Here is a 16,750-nt window from a genome sequence, read left to right as displayed (position 1 = left end):
AATAGAGCCGCTATTAACAACAGAAAGATATATTATGTTTCATCTATTTGCTGATTTAGACTTTTCAACCATTATATTACTAGTTTTAGCACTATTTTTTGTTCTTTTTTACGAGGCAATTAATGGCTTTCATGATACCGCAAACGCAGTTGCGACAGTAATATATACTAGAGCATTAAAAGAACAGCTTGCTGTTTTTATGGCTGGTATGTTTAACTTTTTTGGAGTATTGCTTGGTGGACTTAGTGTTGCTTATGCAATTGTTCATCTTTTACCTACTGATTTATTATTAAATGTAAGTTCTGCACATGGCCTGGCAATGGTATTTTCGATTTTATTTGCCGCTATTATATGGAATTTAGGTACATGGTATGTAGGTATACCAGCGTCAAGCTCTCATACTTTAATTGGTGCAATTATTGGTGTTGCATTGGCTAATGCATTTATTATGGATACTTCTATTATTGATGCACTTAATATTCCTAAAATGATTCAAATCTTTTTATCATTAATAATTTCGCCTGTTGTTGGTCTTGTAATAGCCGGATTAATGATTTTTTTACTGAGGAAATATTGGACTCGTAAAGGTCAAAGTAAAAAACGTAGTAAAAAAAGAGAGCGTATTTTTATGACGCCCGAACAACGCGAAAAACTCTATGGTAAGAAAAAACCACCATTTTGGATTCGCATAATGTTGATCATTTCTGCTGCTGGAGTAAGTTTTTCTCATGGCGCTAATGACGGGCAAAAAGGTATTGGTTTATTAATGCTAGTATTAATGGGAATTGCGCCTGCTGGATTTATTGTAAATATGGGAGCATCAACCTATGAAATTACTAATACTAGGAATGCCATTCATAATATTGAAGAATATTTTATTACCCATAATGATGAACTTAATACTGTAATAGGAAAACAGTCTGCTGTAGATACTTCAATTCCTGTAAATGATTTAAATCAATATCATTGTGATTACTCTCGTTCGTTTACTACATTAGGGATTGCTAATAATTTGTTTAATAAAATGAATGATTATGGTTCTCTTAATGTAGATCAACGCTCCCAGGCTAGACGTATTTTATTATGTTTATCCGATACGGTATCTCATGTTGCTAAACAACCAAATGTACCTGCAGAAGATAAGCAATACTTAAAATCGCTAAATAATGATTTATTAAAAACAGTAGAGTACGCGCCAGTTTGGATTATTATCGGCGTAGCTTCAGCGCTTGCTGTAGGTACTATGATAGGTTGGCGACGGGTTGCAGTAACCATTGGTGAAAAAATCGGTAAAAAAGGGATGACTTATGCTCAAGGCGTCTCTGCACAAATTACAACCGCATTATCAATCGGTATAGCAAGCTATACTGGAATGCCTGTATCAACAACTCAAGTTCTTTCCTCATCGGTTGCTGGTACGATGATTGTTGATGGTGGTGGAGTACAAAGTAAAACAATTAAAAATATTGCATTAACTTGGATTCTTACATTGCCAATTTCAATTTTGTTATCTGGGTCATTATTTTGGCTTGCTCAAAAATTAATTTAGTAGTAAAAAGGAAGTATAAATTCTAATTTAATTAGAGTGTCAAAAATAGGAAGGAGTGAATATTATGGCTTATAAACATATTTTAGTCGCAGTGGATTTATCACCTGAAAGTGAAGTTCTTGTTGAAAAAGCAGTCTCTATGGCTAGACCATATAATGCTCAAATATCACTAATTCATGTCGGTATTAATTATTCTGATCTTTATACTGGTTTAGTTGATATTAATATGAATGATATGAAAGATCGTATCACTGAAGATGCTCATATTGCATTGAATAAACTTGCTGATGATGCTGGTTATCCAATTGCACACACTCTTTCTGGCAATGGTGAATTTGGCCAAGTATTAATTGAAGCTATCCATGAATATGGTGCAGATCTGGTTGTTTGTGGTCATCACCAAGATTTCTGGAGCAAATTAATGTCTTCTGCTCGTCAACTAATTAATAATACCCATATTGATACGTTGATTGTTCCTTTGAAAGATGAAGAGCTTTCCGAAGAACCAGCTAAATGAAATATTCGATGTCAACCCGCTATATAGCGGGTTTTTTGTATTTAATGCAGAATAATCTATTATTTACTTCAATATTATAAAGGTAAATTCAGACAATTATCATGAGTAAAGGGGATTGAATATGAATATCGCTTTAGTTACTGGGGCTTCTTCTGGTTTCGGTCAAGCTATCTGTCGAAAACTTATTGCTGACGGTTATAAAGTCATTGGTGCTGCAAGAAGAGGTGATAAATTACAGAAACTTGCTGATCAGTTAGGGGATAATTTTTTACCTTTAACGTTTGATGTCACCAAAAAAGATGCAGTCGAAACCATCTTGTTACAACTACCGAAAGAATTTCAACCGATTGATATATTAATCAATAATGCTGGATTGGCACTGGGATTAGAACCTGCATATGAAGCTGACTACAATGATTGGCAAACCATGATTCAAACTAATATTATTGGCTTAGTTCACCTAACTCATCAAATTTTACCGAGTATGGTTGAACGCAATTATGGTTACATAATAAATCTTGGATCAGTGGCGGGAACTTATGCTTATAAAGGTGGTAATGTTTATGGTGCCTCAAAAGCATTTGTTAAGCAATTTAGTGCTAATTTACGGACAGATTTATTAGGTAAAAGAATCAGAGTAACAAATATTGAACCAGGATTATGTGGTGGTACAGAATTTTCAAATGTACGATTCCATGGTAATGACGAACAAGCCGCGACAGTTTATAAAGATGTTGATTATGTTACTCCTGAGGATATTGCTAATACGGTGTCATGGTTAGTGAATACACCAAATCATTTTAATGTGAATTCAATTGAAATTATGCCAGTTGCCCAAGCTTCGGCAGGGTTATCTGTTTGTAAACAAGTTTAACATTAAACCAAATTGGCATTGATATATATCAATGTGTTAAATAAAAAATAATAAAAAAATAGAATTGAAAATCAAAATAGACTTGCACTTATGTTAATGGATTGCTATCCTTTTCGCTTGTGATTTTGATTGAGGTTTTAGCAATGACATTTTCTGACGTAACAAAAACATTTGCGACAAGCTTACCTGGTACCGACTCGTATGTAAAACTACGTAAGGCTATGAGGACTTTAATCCAAGATGATCCAAAAAATGCATCAGTTTATTTTTTGATCTTTGGATTTGCGCGTACTTATGTCATGTTATATGAAGATCAGGAAGTTTCGCCACAATTTGCTGAAGACAATCAGAAGTTAATGTTATCGTATCTCAATATACTTGATGAAGCATTAAAAAAACAGGATGCAGAAAGTATCTACCAAGCCTTAAATAAGGTAGTGAACGAATACGAAAACAGCAAAAAAGTTTTTTAATTTTTACAGCCTGACATGAAAATGTCAGGCTGTTTTGTTTAGGGATTTTTTTAGGAAAAATAATGAAAACTATGATGATGATTTCAGGTATTATTGGCACCACCGGCACTATTATTAATTATAGGGCGGGTTGATTTTTCCTTAAAAATATCGAAAACCCGCCAAAAAAGGCGGGTTTTTTGTTTTATAAAATAAAAAATATTTAAAAACATTAATAACAGAAAAAAAGAATTCAAAATATTGATTTTATAAGTGATTCTAAAAAATTGCATTTTGAATTGTCATTGGCATAAATTAGAAAAATAAGTAAGGTGTGATATGAAAGTTTTAAAATTTGGAGGAACATCTGTTGCTAACGCAGAACGCTTTTTGCGTGTAGCAGAGATTATTGAGAATAATGCTAAACAAGAACAAACAGCAACAGTTTTATCTGCACCAGCTAAAATTACCAATCATTTAGTCGCAATGGTTGAAAAAACTGTAGCACGACAAGATATACAAACAAATATTTATGATGCAGAAAAAATCTTTGCGGATCTCTTAGCAGGAATATCACAAGCACTGCCTAATTTTGCCTATGAAGAGATGAAAAAATTTGCACTCAATGAGTTAAATAATGTCAAACAATTGTTAGAAGGTATTCGGTTATTAGGTCAATGTCCTGACAGTATTAATGCTACTATCATTTGCAGAGGTGAAAAACTTTCAATTGCAATCATGCAAGAGGTGCTAAAAGCAAAAGGTCATGCAGTGACCGTAATTAATCCGGTAGCAATGTTAATTGCCGAAGGTGATTATTTAGAATCAACGGTTGATATTGTTGAATCTTCCCATCGCATCAGCGAAATGAATATTCCACCAGAAAATATTATTTTGATGCCAGGTTTTACCGCCGGAAATGAAAAAGGTGAATTAGTTGTTCTTGGTCGTAATGGATCTGATTATTCGGCATCAGTTTTAGCTGCATGTTTACGTGCAAATAGCTGTGAAATTTGGACCGATGTGGATGGGGTTTATACGTGTGATCCTCGAATTGTTCCAGATGCCAAATTATTAAAAACCATGTCTTATCAAGAGGCAATGGAGTTATCTTACTTTGGTGCAAAAGTGCTTCATCCAAGAACAATTTTGCCAATCGCCCAATTCCAAATTCCATGCTTAATTAAAAATACCAATAATCCAGATGCTCCGGGGACTTTAATTGGTGCTAATGTTGTGGATAGTTCAACTCCAGTAAAAGGTATAACCAATTTAAATAATATGGCGATGATTAATGTATCAGGGCCAGGGCTAAAAGGTATGGTAGGTATGTCTGCTCGAGTATTTTCTGCTATGACTTATGCCGGGATTTCGGTGGTACTGATTACTCAATCATCATCTGAATATAGTATTAGTTTTTGTGTTCCTCAAACCGAACTATATCGTGCTGAAGAGGCATTAAGTGATGAATTTTATTTAGAATTAAAAGATGGCTTACTTGAACCTATCGAAGTGATTGACAAATTGGCAATTATTTCTGTTGTTGGTGATGGTATGCGAACGTTACGTGGTTTATCAGCTAACTTCTTTACTGCATTAGCTCGAGCCAATATTAACATCGTAGCAATTGCACAAGGTTCATCAGAGCGTTCAATTTCGGTTGTGGTTGATAATGATGTTGCTGTAATGGGAGTACGTGTAACGCACCAAATGCTTTTTGGTACAGACAAAATGCTAGATGTGTTTGTTATTGGTGTTGGTGGTGTTGGTGGTGCATTGGTCGATCAAATTGGTCGTCAACAAAAATGGCTTAAAAATAAACAGATCGATTTACGGGTTTGTGGTTTATTCAATTCCAAACATTCTGTACTTAATCGTGATGGTATTGATTTAGCTAATTGGCGTGATCAAATAAAACAAAGTGATACAGATTATACTCTAAATAGTATTATTGATTTTGCTAAAAACAATCGATTACTTAATCCAATTTTAGTTGATTGTACTTCAAGTAGTGATGTATCAGATAAATATGTTGATTTCCTTGCCAATGGCTTCCATGTGGTCACACCGAATAAGAAAGCCAATACAAGTTCAATGGCTTATTATCTTCGTCTACGTCAAGAAGCGGCCAATAGTAAACGTAAGTTTCAATATGATACCAATGTTGGTGCTGGTTTACCTGTAATAGAAAATTTACAAAATCTGCTCAATGCTGGTGATGAACTGATCAAGTTTTCCGGCATATTATCTGGATCGTTATCTTTTATTTTTGGCAAATTAGATGAAGGTATGTCTTTATCAGAAGCGACTAAATTGGCGAAAGAAAAGGGCTTTACCGAACCAGATCCTCGTGATGACTTATCAGGGACAGATGTAGCCAGAAAATTGTTGATTTTAGCCAGAGAATCAGGATTACAACTGGAATTAGATCAAATTAAAGTTGAATCAGTTCTGCCTGCGGAATATTCTCAAGGTAATATCGATGAGTTTATGTCAAAACTACCACAACTAGATGCTGAATTTAAAGAAAAATCAGAAAAAGCAGCCAAAGAAGGAAAAGTATTACGATATGTAGGTAGTATTGATGGTGGTCAATGTTGCGTCAAAATTGAAGCTGTAGATACAGATGATCCACTTTATAAAGTTAAAAATGGTGAAAATGCTTTAGCATTTTATACTAGGTATTATCAACCAATTCCATTAGTATTACGTGGTTATGGCGCTGGTAATGACGTGACAGCAGCAGGTGTTTTTGCTGACATTCTACGAACCACATCGGGAAAAATTGGAGGCTAAATGAGTCATAAATCATTAACTGTTTATGCTCCTGCATCAATGGCAAACATTAGTGTTGGTTTTGATATTTTGGGGGCGGCAATCAATCCAATTAGTGGTGCAATGTTAGGTGACTGTATTACTATTGAGTCTGCAACTGAGTTTAACCTTACTTGCAAAGGTCAGTTTGTCAAAAAACTGCCAAAAGACCCAAAATTCAATATTGTTTATCAATGTTGGCAGCGTTTCTGTAAGGCTATGGATAAAACATTGCCTGTTAGTATAACTCTTGAAAAAAATATGCCAATTGGTTCTGGTTTAGGATCAAGTGCTTGCTCAGTAGTTGGTGCTTTTGTTACATTAAATAAGTTTTTTAATGAACCATTTAATGAGTTTGAAATGCTTTCGATGATGGGAGAGCTAGAAGGGCGTATATCTGGTAGTGTCCATTATGATAATGTCGCTCCTTGTTATTTAGGTGGTATGCAACTTATTCTTGATGAAATGGGTGTTATCAGTGAGTCGATACCTCACTTTGAAAATTGGTATTGGGTAATGGCCTATCCTGGTATTAAAGTCTCTACAGCAGAAGCCAGAGCTATTCTGCCTGCTCAATACCAAAAAGCTGATTGTGTCGCTCATGGTCGCTATGTCGGTGGTTTTTTGCATGCTTGTTATACTAAACAACCTAAACTTGCTGCGGCAATGTTAATTGATAATATTGCTGAACCTTATCGTAAACAATTACTACCTAATTTTGATGAAACTCAAAAGAAAGTAAAACAACTTGGTGCATTAGCTTCAGGGATATCAGGATCTGGACCGACGATGTTTGTTGTGGCGGATAATCTTGAAACGGCACAGCAGATAGAGTCATTATTAAAAAGCTCTTATCTACAAAATGAAGATGGTTTTACCCATATTTGTAAAATAGATCCACAAGGTGCAAGAGTGATTTAAGTTAATTGTTATTCAATTTAACAATAAGATTAAATCAAAAAGAAAACAATTAAAGTATAAAATAGTTGGAACAAATTATGAAATTGTATAACTTAAAAGATCATTCTGAACAAGTTAGTTTTGCTCAGGCCGTACAACAAGGATTAGGTAAAGGGCAAGGATTATTTTTCCCAGAGCAATTACCAAAATTTTCAGATGCAGAAATAGAGTCATTGCTAAATATGGATTTTGTTACTAGAAGTGCCAAAATATTATTGGCTTTTATTGGTAATGAAATTAGTGATAACGATATGCATCGATTAGTACAAAATGCCTTCCAATTCCCAGCTCCAGTCAAATCAGTAGAAGATGATATCGGTTCACTTGAACTGTATCATGGTCCAACATTAGCATTTAAAGATTTTGGTGGCCGCTTTATGGCACAAGCATTAGTTCAAGTCGCTGCGGATAAAAAAATCACAATCTTGACGGCAACCTCTGGGGACACTGGTGCAGCTGTTGCGCATGCTTTTTATCACTTACCGAATATTCGCGTAGTGATTTTATATCCAGAAGGTAAAATTAGCCCGTTACAAGAAAAACTATTTTGTACTTTAGGTGATAATATTCACACCATTGCTATTCAAAGTGATTTTGATGCCTGCCAAGCATTAGTTAAAAAGGCTTTTGATGATGAAGAGTTAAAAACTGCTATTGGTTTAAACTCAGCAAACTCTATTAATATAAGTCGGCTTTTAGCGCAAATTTGTTATTATTTTGAAGCTTATGCTCAATTGACAGCAAAACAACGAGAACAATTAGTTATTTCTGTGCCAAGCGGTAACTTTGGTGATTTAACTGCCGGATTGCTGGCTAAAACTATGGGATTGCCAATTAAACGTTTTATTGCTGCAACTAATGCCAACGACACTGTTCCTCGTTATTTAGAAACAGGTAAGTGGGAACCTCATAAAACTGTAGCTACATTATCTAATGCTATGGATGTAAGTCAGCCTAATAACTGGCCAAGAATTGAGGAAATTTATCAACGAGAAGGTTGGGTATTAAAATCATTAGGTCATGCAGCTGTTTCTGATAAGGTTTCTGTACAAACCGTTCAACAATTGGATAAAAAGGGTTATTTATCTGAGCCTCATGGAGCTATTGCTTATCGAGCTTTACGCGATCAATTGCAAGAAGGGGAGTATGGTTTATTTTTAGGAACAGCTCATCCAGCCAAGTTTAAAGAAGTGGTAGAGGATATTCTTGGTCGATCCATTCCATTACCACCTGCATTAGCTGAAAGGGCTGAAATGCCGTTGCTGTCTCATTATATGCCAGATGATTTTGCAAAATTACGCGATTTTTTAATCTCATTAACATGGTAAATCAATTTTCCGTCACTAAATAAGTGGCGGAAATCTAACATTCATTTGAGTATACTGCAGTTAGAAATAGTATGCAGTAACTTATATTACTTAGCTTAAATCTTGTTTAAAATAATAATTTCAGCTATTGTAATGTAGGTTAAACGTTTTCAGGATATATTTATGCACTGTCCGTTTTGTAATGCTGATGATACAAAGGTTATTGATTCTCGATTAGTTGGTGAAGGTTTTCAAGTTCGTCGTCGTCGACAATGTGTCGAATGTAATGAACGTTTCACAACCTTTGAAGTGGCTGAATTAATTATGCCTAATGTTATTAAAAGTAATAAGGTTCGAGAACCTTTTAATGAAGAAAAACTTCGTAATGGTATAAAACGAGCTCTTGAAAAACGTCCGGTTAGTTTTGATGCAATTGAAGATGCTATTACGCGTATTAAATCAAAACTTAGAGCTACTGGCGAACGTGAAGTGCAGGCAAAATTAATTGGTGATTTTGTAATTGAAGAGCTTAGAAATCTTGATAAAGTTGCTTACATACGCTTTGCTTCTGTTTATTTCAGTTTTGATGATATTGAACAATTCAGTAATGAAATAGCGAAGTTGCAACAAAAATAATCTTAATTTAAAAGATAGCTATGGATAAAGATCTATATTATATGCAGCAAGCTATAGAGCTCGCTGAACTTGGTCGCTTTACCACTACCCCTAATCCTAATGTTGGTTGTGTTATTGTTAAAAATGATCAGATCATTGGCAAAGGTTATCATCAAAAAGCCGGGCAACCTCATGCCGAAGTTTATGCATTAAGAATGGCTGGTGACCAAGCAAAAGGGGCAACGGCTTATGTAACATTAGAACCTTGCAGTCATTTTGGCCGAACTCCACCTTGTGCTGACGCTCTTATTCAAGCTGGCATAAAGCGGGTAATTATTGCTATGCAAGATCCTAATCCTAACGTTGCTGGTAATGGCATTAAACGATTAAAAGATGCTGGAATTGAAGTTCAAGTTGGCGTTTTAACCGAGCAAGCCGAAACGATTAATAAAGGTTTTTTAAAACGTATGCGAACAGGTCTGCCATACGTTCAACTTAAAATGGCGGTTTCATTGGATGGTAAAATTGCTATGGCCTCCGGTGAAAGTAAATGGATTACATCTGCATTAGCAAGACAAGATGTTCAACAATATAGAGCTCAAGCTAGTTGTATATTGAGCACAAGGAAAACAGTTCAAGCTGATAATGCCAGTTTAACTGTTAGATTTAGTGAATTGCCTGATTCAATTAAAAAAATTTATCCTTTCGATGAAGTTCGCCAACCAGTACGAGTGATAATCGATAGTCAAAATCAAATGATGGGTAATGAAAATATTTTCGATCAATCTGGTGAAATATGGATTGTTCGCAAGCAAAATCTGCCAATATTATCTTCAAATAGCAAACTTATCATTGAATCATCAAATAATCATCAAGTTGATTTATCAAAGTTATTATCCATATTAGCTGAGCAACAAATTAATTCTGTATGGGTTGAAGCTGGAGCTCATTTAGCCGGTGCACTAATTGAACAAGATCTGGTTGATGAATTAATCATATATTATGCTCCTAAATTGCTAGGTCATAATGCCCAAGACATGTGCGTATTACCTAATCTACAAAAACTCTCATTAGCGCCGCAATTTCGTTTTGAATCAGTTGAAATGATCGGTGATGATTTAAGGATTATTTTAAAAAGAAAGTAAACTTTAATCTTGGCGATAGTTGAATAATCTAGTTTGAATAAGATCAAACGGAAAATAGAAAAGCGATTTAATTGATATGTATGATAAAACAAAATTTAGTATGCTCAATATTGATGATTTTTTTAGTTCAGATCAATATCAGACTATTGAAGATTTCAGTTATGCTGATGTCCAAGGAATACTAAAAGGTGGTTATCAAATTGAATTTTTTTATATTTTAGATCATGTTGAAGTATTATCAATTCAAGAAGTTATGGATAACACTTTTTTAATTGATAAAGCTAATCAAATTTTAAGTTACCTTGGTTTTGATTTTAAGATTGGTCACCCGTTTGAATTAACTGATGAATTTAACCATAATTATAGATTTAAAGATGGTAGTTATAATAAAGATTATATGCTTTATTACTATGATTTTGAAGGCATGTTAATTGTTTTAGGTATTACTTGGGAAGGCGTTTTAATCTCATTTGAAATGGTTAACAATAAAAAAATTATCAATAATCGTCTGGAATTTTTTAATACCTAATATTCTTCTTATAGTTTAAAAACTTACTGTATTAACCGCTTTAATTGATTGATTGTTAATCAGTTGGAGGTAACCTCCCATGAGTTCATATCGTCTCTTCTCATGGGATGGTTATATTAGTTGCCTTGAAGGATTGTTAATAGCTCTTCTGGTTTTTTAACGGATTGAATTCGCGCTAAAGTATCTTCAGCAATAACTGCTCTTGTTAATTGACGCAAAATATCTAAGTGTTCATTACTTTTTGCCGCTATACCAATAACAACATAGGCAATATTATTATCTTCATCCCAATTTATACCATCAGGGTAATAGATAACTTTTAATCCTGTTTGTATAACACTATCACGTTTATCGGTAGTTCCATGAGGAATTGCTATACCATTACCCAGAAAAGTTGATATTTGCAGATCACGATCGAACATCGATTGAGTATAATCGGGCTTTACTAATCCCGCTTTTATCATATTTTCTGATACCGCTTTTATTGCATCTTGTTTAGTATAAACGCCATTTATAATAGATATATCTTCAATTTTTAATTGTATATTGCTCATTTATTTACCTTAAAAATTCATATATATTCAAAAGATCAATTTATTAGCCATATTTAATAATTGACTTTTTATTTTTCAACAGTCGATTTTCGTTTTTCACGTATACGACATAAACCTAATAAAATCGCTCCGACTAATGCACCTATAAAAATACAACCAACCCACATGAAAGGTTTATTGACTAAAGGTAGGACTAAAAATCCTCCATGAGGTGCAGGAACTTGGATTTGACTAATAAAAGTTAATACTGAGGCAATAGCTGATGAAAACATCATAATTGGAATAACGTGTAATGGATCTTTGGCAGCAAATGGAATAGCGCCTTCGGTTATATGAGTTGAACCAAGTATATAATTTACAATGCCAGCAGCACGTTCTTCTTCAGTAAATGCTTTACTTCGGAAAATAGTAGTTGCAAAGGCAATAACAAAAGGAGGTACAATGCAGGCAGCGGAAACACCAGCCATAAAATAGTAATTACCTTCTCCTAACAGCATTGTACCTGTTACATAAGCAGCTTTATTGATAGGGCCACCGAAGTCGAAAGAGCACATTCCACCAATAACAATTCCTAATAAAATAGGATTAGCAGATTGCAATGAGGCTAACCATTCTTTCATGCCATTATTAACAACAGCAATCGGTCCACCAAGTAAAAACATGCCTGCACCAATCACAAATACCCCTATTAATGGCATTATGAAAATTGATTTAAGTCCTTCAAATGCACGAGGAAGGCCATCTAAAAGTCTTTTAACAATCAGCATTAAATAACCAGCAGCGAATCCAGCAATAATACCACCTAAAAAACCTGCACCAGTTATATTAGCAATTAAACCACCGACAAAACCAGCTACCATACCTGGTCGCCCACTTATTGAATAAGCTAAAAAACCTGTAAAAATAGGGACCATAATACCGAAAGCTTGGCCACCAATTTTCATTAGTAATGCAGCAAACTCATTATATTCAGGATTGCTTTGATCTGCGGAATAAATACCCCATAGAAATGACAATGCAATTAATACTCCTCCAGCAACAACGAATGGTAACATATTTGAAACACCACTCATAAGATGCTTATATATTTGTCGACCAATAGATTCTTTTAATTCATTTTGATTTGGTAGTTCTGATGAGTGACTGTTGTTTTTTAATTTTTTGCGAATAGGTACTGTTCCTGAGTTTATTTTTTCAATAAGCATAGTCGCTTTATGAATACCATCTTTTACAGGTACTTCAATAACCGGTAATCCATTAAAACGATCAGGATTAACATCTTTATCAGCCGCAATAATCACACCTATTGCATCAGCAATATCTGCATCAGTAATTAGGTTTTCTACACCACTTGCGCCATTGGTTTCTACTTTAATTTCAACCCCAGCTTTTTGAGCTGCTGATTTCAATGCTTCTTCTGCCATATAGGTATGTGCTATACCAGTAGGACAACCTGTTACTGCTAGTATTTTTTTCATAACAATTTTCCATTTAATTTTATTTTATTTGAGTCACTTCAAGTTGTTTGATATAGGTACTAACTTTGTTTAATAATCCTAAACCATTTGATTCGGCAACATTGGCACCAGTTGCTGATGCCTTTTTCATGGCTAGTTCATAATTGTTTTGAGCAGGAAGCCATTCGCTAAGAAATGCAGCTAGCGATGCATCTCCTGCACAAGCAGAACTTAATTGTTTTATGGATACTGAATTACAGAACCAAATATTTTTCCCGTTTGAAAAGTAAAGTCCTTTTGAACCCATAGTTAGTAAAATATTTTGTGCTCCTTGCTGATGAACATTTTCTAATGCTGCAATTATTTGCTCTGTTGTATCAGTTGTAAAACCAAAAATATCTTTTAACTCTTCATTATTAGGTTTGATAAGTAAAGGTTTATAAATTAATAAATCTTTTAATTTAGTATGACTAATATCTAAAATTATTTTGATATTTTTGCTTATGCAAATTTTTAAAATTAATTCCAAATAATCAGGTTCAATGTTATTTGGCAAACTACCACTTATAACTAAATAACTGTTATTGTTGAGTGACTCAATAATAGTTAGCATTTCAGCTTTTTTGTTATCAGGAATAAAAGGTCCCTTAGAGACCAATTTAAATTCATTTTGTTCATCATTAATAAAAACATTAATTCTGGTAATATCATCGATCAAACAAGGGATAGTTTGAATTTGCATCTTAGTTAGTTCATCAATAATATATTTTCCCGAAAAACCACCAAAAAAGCCTAATGCACAAGTAGGTTTATCAAATTTATTTAATACAATTGAAACATTAACTGCTTTACCGTTAGGGCTATATTCTGTATCTAGTGTTCTATTTACTGAATTGGGTTTTAGCCCTTGGCAATGAATATTCATATCAATTGCAGTATTAAGTGTTAAAGTGTAAATCATATGATTTCCTTTATAACTTACCTGCACAGCCACAAGTTGTAATGATTTTTTTGACAATCTCTTTCATTGCTGCTTTAGCTGGTTTCATATAGTGTCGAGGATCATTAGCATCTGGATTTTCAATAAAGTATTGTTTTAGGGCATCAGAAAAAGCAATTTTTAATTCAGTTGCAACATTTACTTTACAAATACCACGTTTGATACATTCGCGAACATCTTTATCTGGAACACCTGAAGCGCCATGTAAAACTAATGGTATATCTACTACTGAACGAATTTCGGATAAGCGGTCAAAATCAAGTTTTGGTTCTGATTTATACATTCCATGTGCTGTACCTATCGCAATAGCCAGAGAGTCTATATTTGTTTTCTTAACAAATTCTATAGCTTGTTGTGGATTTGTATATAATGCATCTTTAGCATCGACAACAAGATCATCTTCAACACCACCAAGGCGGCCAAGTTCTGCTTCAACACTTACGTCATATCGGTGAGCATAATCAACAACACGTTTTACGAGGGCAATATTTTCATCGAAAGGAAAGTGTGAACCGTCAATCATTACTGATCTAACACCAGCATTAATTTTGTTAGTTATATCATTGAATTCTTCATGGTGATCTAAGTGTACTGCTAATGGAACATTATGTTTTCTTGATAATTCATTGGCAATAGCAATGATATTTTCAGTTCCTGCATAGCTATATGTTCCTGGTGTACCAGCCAAAATGACAGGAGATTGACATTCTGCCACGGTTTCAACAATTACTTGCATTGTCTCTAAATTATGAATATTAAAGGCGGGAATAGCATACTGCTCTTTTTGGGCTTTTTTTAACATATTATGACTTGAGATAATACTCATTTTACTGCTCCTTAACTGTAGTGAACCTCATAACCTTAAGTTACTTTCAAATTGGAATTATTTTTTATCAATTATGATTGCAAAATGAAAGTTATACTAGTGTAAATTTTGTGAGATGGATCACAAATACTAACTTTTGTCGCTGAATAAGAAATGTAATTGAGTATTTTTTTTGTCAAAAATTTTTTCCTAACCTAGAATAAGAAATAACGGATCATATATATGAAAATTATATAGTTACAGTTTGAAAAAGTTATGGTTCGTTACTAAATATTTATATGACCTGTTTTATGTGTCTTGTACAAAGTATTTACCATTAACATAGGAAGTGAAAATTGGCTAAAGCATCTTCAGCGCTATTGAAACGTCGATTAGATATCGCAAAAATTGTACGCCAAAATGGTGAAGTAAAAGTTGATGAGTTGTCTGATCAGTTAAAGGTTTCTCATGTTACTATCCGACAAGATTTAACTTACCTTGAGCAACAAGGATATTTAAAACGTTCATTTGGCGGCGCTATTTATATTTCTCCAGAAGGGCAAGTGCATAATTCTGCTTCAATTAATTCAAGTCAAACCAAAGGCAATTCTGATATTGATTTAGCAAAAGCTTGTTTAAGCTATATTAATGATGGTGATACTATTTTTTTAGGACATGGTTTTTTAACCCGGAAACTAATCCCTTTTTTGCATAAAAAAAAATCGTTACGTATTATCATGAATGACCTAAGAAATGCACAATTAGTACGTGAATTTTCTGATGCAGAAGTCATTTTAATTGGTGGCGTTTTATGTGAAGGAAATATTATTAAAAGCTGTAATGACCTAATCAGTATTCGCAATAACTACGCCATTTCCCATTTCATTATCGAATTGGCAGCAATTGATGAAAATAATGATCTAATTATTGAAAATAGTGAACAAAAAGAAACATATCAACAAATCTTAAAAAACTCTAAACATACTATTGGTCTTTTATTAGAAAGATCTTTGCTTACGGATAATCATAGTATTGGTAAATTAAAACATATAGATGTCACAATTTTATCTAAAGCAGCGGTGACTGAATATCATCACCAATTGTTAAATTCTAATTTTAAACAAATTGCAATTAATAAATATTGTATGACTTATCATAATCTATTGGGGACATAACTAAGATGGAATTTAAAATTTGTACTGTAGGTGAATTGCTGGTTGAATTTTTGGCAAAGGAAAGTAATCAACGCTTTGATCAAACAGGTGAATTTATTGGTCCTTATCCAAGTGGTGCTCCAGCAATATTTGCCGATCAAGTCGCTAAATTAGGTTTTCCTGTCATTTTTTTTAGCTGTGTGGGAAAAGATAGCTTTGGAAAAATGTGTATTAATCGGCTTAAAAAAGATGGTGTGATTATTGACGGTATAACTTCACATAGTATGGCTAATACTGGTAGTGCGTTTGTTAGTTATCAAGACCATAGTGATAGAGATTTCATTTTTAATATTCCTAATAGCGCATGTGGTTTGTTATCGTTTAATCATATTGATGAAAAATTGTTAAAAGATTGTACTCATTTGCATGTTATGGGCTCTTCGCTTTACTCTTTTCGAGCCATTGATGCCATGAGAAAAGCATTAGATATCATTAAAAATAAAGGAGGAACAATTTCGTTTGATCCTAATTTACGTAAAGAGATGTTTAACATTCAAGAAATGGAGCAATCTTTTGGTTATATTATGGAGTATACTGATATTTTCTTACCTAGCGAAAATGAGGTTTGTTATTTTGCTCAAAATAATGATGAGAGTGAACAACAAACTATGTCAACTTTATTAAACAATGGTATTAAGCATATTGTTGTAAAAGGTGGTGCTAAAGGTGCCAATTATTATGGTTTAGATGAACAAAAAAGCTTAAAAATGATTCATGTTGATGGTTTTAATGTCAATCCAGTCGATCCAACAGGCGCTGGTGATTGTTTTGGTGCAACATTTGTCAGTTTATTATTAGCCGGGTATCCTGTTGAAACAGCATTGCAATTTGCTAATGTGAGTGGTGCATTAGCTGTATCAAAACAAGGGCCAATGGAAGGAACATCTTCACTTGTCGAAATCAAACAGTTTTTATCACAACATACAACTGTTTAACGAGGTAATGAAAACTTAATTTT

16 protein-coding genes are annotated in these 16,750 nt (G+C 33.7%); 12 read left to right on the top strand and 4 right to left on the bottom strand.

Going from position 1 to position 16,750, the window contains the following annotated elements:
• The first annotated feature begins 34 nt into the window (after positions 1–34).
• The 10 genes from pitA (at position 35) to H3U97_RS05110 (ending at position 10,762) form a co-directional block, all read left to right on the top strand.
• Complete coding sequence (gene pitA / locus H3U97_RS05155) at positions 35–1,549, top strand: inorganic phosphate transporter PitA (RefSeq protein ID WP_065614408.1); 1,515 nt, start codon at positions 35–37, stop codon at positions 1,547–1,549.
• 64 nt (positions 1,550–1,613) lie between these two features.
• Positions 1,614–2,066 (top strand): universal stress protein UspA, encoded by a 453-nt coding sequence (gene uspA, locus H3U97_RS05150; RefSeq protein WP_086360228.1) that lies wholly within the window; start codon positions 1,614–1,616, stop codon positions 2,064–2,066.
• Positions 2,067–2,187: 121 nt separating this feature from the next.
• The gene (locus H3U97_RS05145; RefSeq protein WP_198195756.1) at positions 2,188–2,940 is read left to right on the top strand and encodes an SDR family oxidoreductase; all 753 of its coding nucleotides are present in this window, start codon (positions 2,188–2,190) and stop codon (positions 2,938–2,940) included.
• Positions 2,941–3,161: 221 nt separating this feature from the next.
• On the top strand, positions 3,162–3,413 hold the full coding sequence (locus H3U97_RS05140) for a hypothetical protein (protein ID WP_131798787.1): 252 nt from the start codon (positions 3,162–3,164) through the stop codon (positions 3,411–3,413).
• Between the two features lie 318 nt (positions 3,414–3,731).
• Entirely contained in the window at positions 3,732–6,188 is a 2,457-nt protein-coding gene (gene thrA, locus H3U97_RS05135) for a bifunctional aspartate kinase/homoserine dehydrogenase I (RefSeq protein ID WP_086320961.1), read from the top strand.
• A complete protein-coding gene (thrB, locus tag H3U97_RS05130) occupies positions 6,189–7,127 on the top strand; it encodes a homoserine kinase (protein ID WP_198198431.1) in 939 nt (312 codons plus the stop codon). It abuts the gene before it with no gap.
• A gap of 77 nt (positions 7,128–7,204) precedes the next feature.
• Positions 7,205–8,494: a threonine synthase gene (gene thrC / locus H3U97_RS05125; protein WP_198198430.1), complete on the top strand. Its 1,290-nt coding sequence runs from the start codon at positions 7,205–7,207 to the stop codon at positions 8,492–8,494.
• 162 nt (positions 8,495–8,656) lie between these two features.
• Positions 8,657–9,109 (top strand): transcriptional regulator NrdR, encoded by a 453-nt coding sequence (gene nrdR, locus H3U97_RS05120; protein WP_034901142.1) that lies wholly within the window; start codon positions 8,657–8,659, stop codon positions 9,107–9,109.
• Between the two features lie 20 nt (positions 9,110–9,129).
• The gene (gene ribD / locus H3U97_RS05115) at positions 9,130–10,233 is read left to right on the top strand and encodes a bifunctional diaminohydroxyphosphoribosylaminopyrimidine deaminase/5-amino-6-(5-phosphoribosylamino)uracil reductase RibD (protein WP_198198429.1); all 1,104 of its coding nucleotides are present in this window, start codon (positions 9,130–9,132) and stop codon (positions 10,231–10,233) included.
• A 76-nt stretch (positions 10,234–10,309) separates the two neighbouring features.
• Entirely contained in the window at positions 10,310–10,762 is a 453-nt protein-coding gene (locus tag H3U97_RS05110) for a hypothetical protein (RefSeq protein WP_198198428.1), read from the top strand.
• A 116-nt stretch (positions 10,763–10,878) separates the two neighbouring features.
• On the opposite strand, the gene H3U97_RS05105 is transcribed toward H3U97_RS05110, so the two are convergent.
• From H3U97_RS05105 to H3U97_RS05090, 4 genes are all read right to left on the bottom strand, one after another.
• Complete coding sequence (locus H3U97_RS05105) at positions 10,879–11,316, bottom strand: PTS sugar transporter subunit IIA (protein ID WP_086320958.1); 438 nt, start codon at positions 11,314–11,316, stop codon at positions 10,879–10,881.
• Between the two features lie 68 nt (positions 11,317–11,384).
• Positions 11,385–12,794 (bottom strand): PTS fructose transporter subunit IIC, encoded by a 1,410-nt coding sequence (locus H3U97_RS05100; RefSeq protein ID WP_086364843.1) that lies wholly within the window; start codon positions 12,792–12,794, stop codon positions 11,385–11,387.
• Positions 12,795–12,813: 19 nt separating this feature from the next.
• A complete protein-coding gene (locus H3U97_RS05095) occupies positions 12,814–13,734 on the bottom strand; it encodes a 1-phosphofructokinase family hexose kinase (RefSeq protein WP_034901149.1) in 921 nt (306 codons plus the stop codon).
• A gap of 10 nt (positions 13,735–13,744) precedes the next feature.
• On the bottom strand, positions 13,745–14,599 hold the full coding sequence (locus H3U97_RS05090; protein WP_034901151.1) for a tagatose bisphosphate family class II aldolase: 855 nt from the start codon (positions 14,597–14,599) through the stop codon (positions 13,745–13,747).
• Between the two features lie 335 nt (positions 14,600–14,934).
• Here H3U97_RS05090 and H3U97_RS05085 point away from each other — a divergent pair, with 335 nt between their 5' ends.
• Positions 14,935–15,753, top strand: coding sequence for a DeoR/GlpR family DNA-binding transcription regulator (locus H3U97_RS05085; RefSeq protein ID WP_198198427.1), 819 nt, complete (start codon positions 14,935–14,937; stop codon positions 15,751–15,753).
• Between the two features lie 5 nt (positions 15,754–15,758).
• Entirely contained in the window at positions 15,759–16,727 is a 969-nt protein-coding gene (locus tag H3U97_RS05080) for a sugar kinase (protein ID WP_034901154.1), read from the top strand.
• Positions 16,728–16,750: the final 23 nt, after the last annotated feature.

Source organism: Gilliamella sp. W8128 (assembly GCF_016100545.1).
Classification (GTDB): Bacteria; Pseudomonadota; Gammaproteobacteria; order Enterobacterales; family Orbaceae; genus Gilliamella; species Gilliamella apis.
Note: the sequence above shows the minus strand (reverse complement) of the source record. Positions and strands in the feature narration are given on the sequence as shown.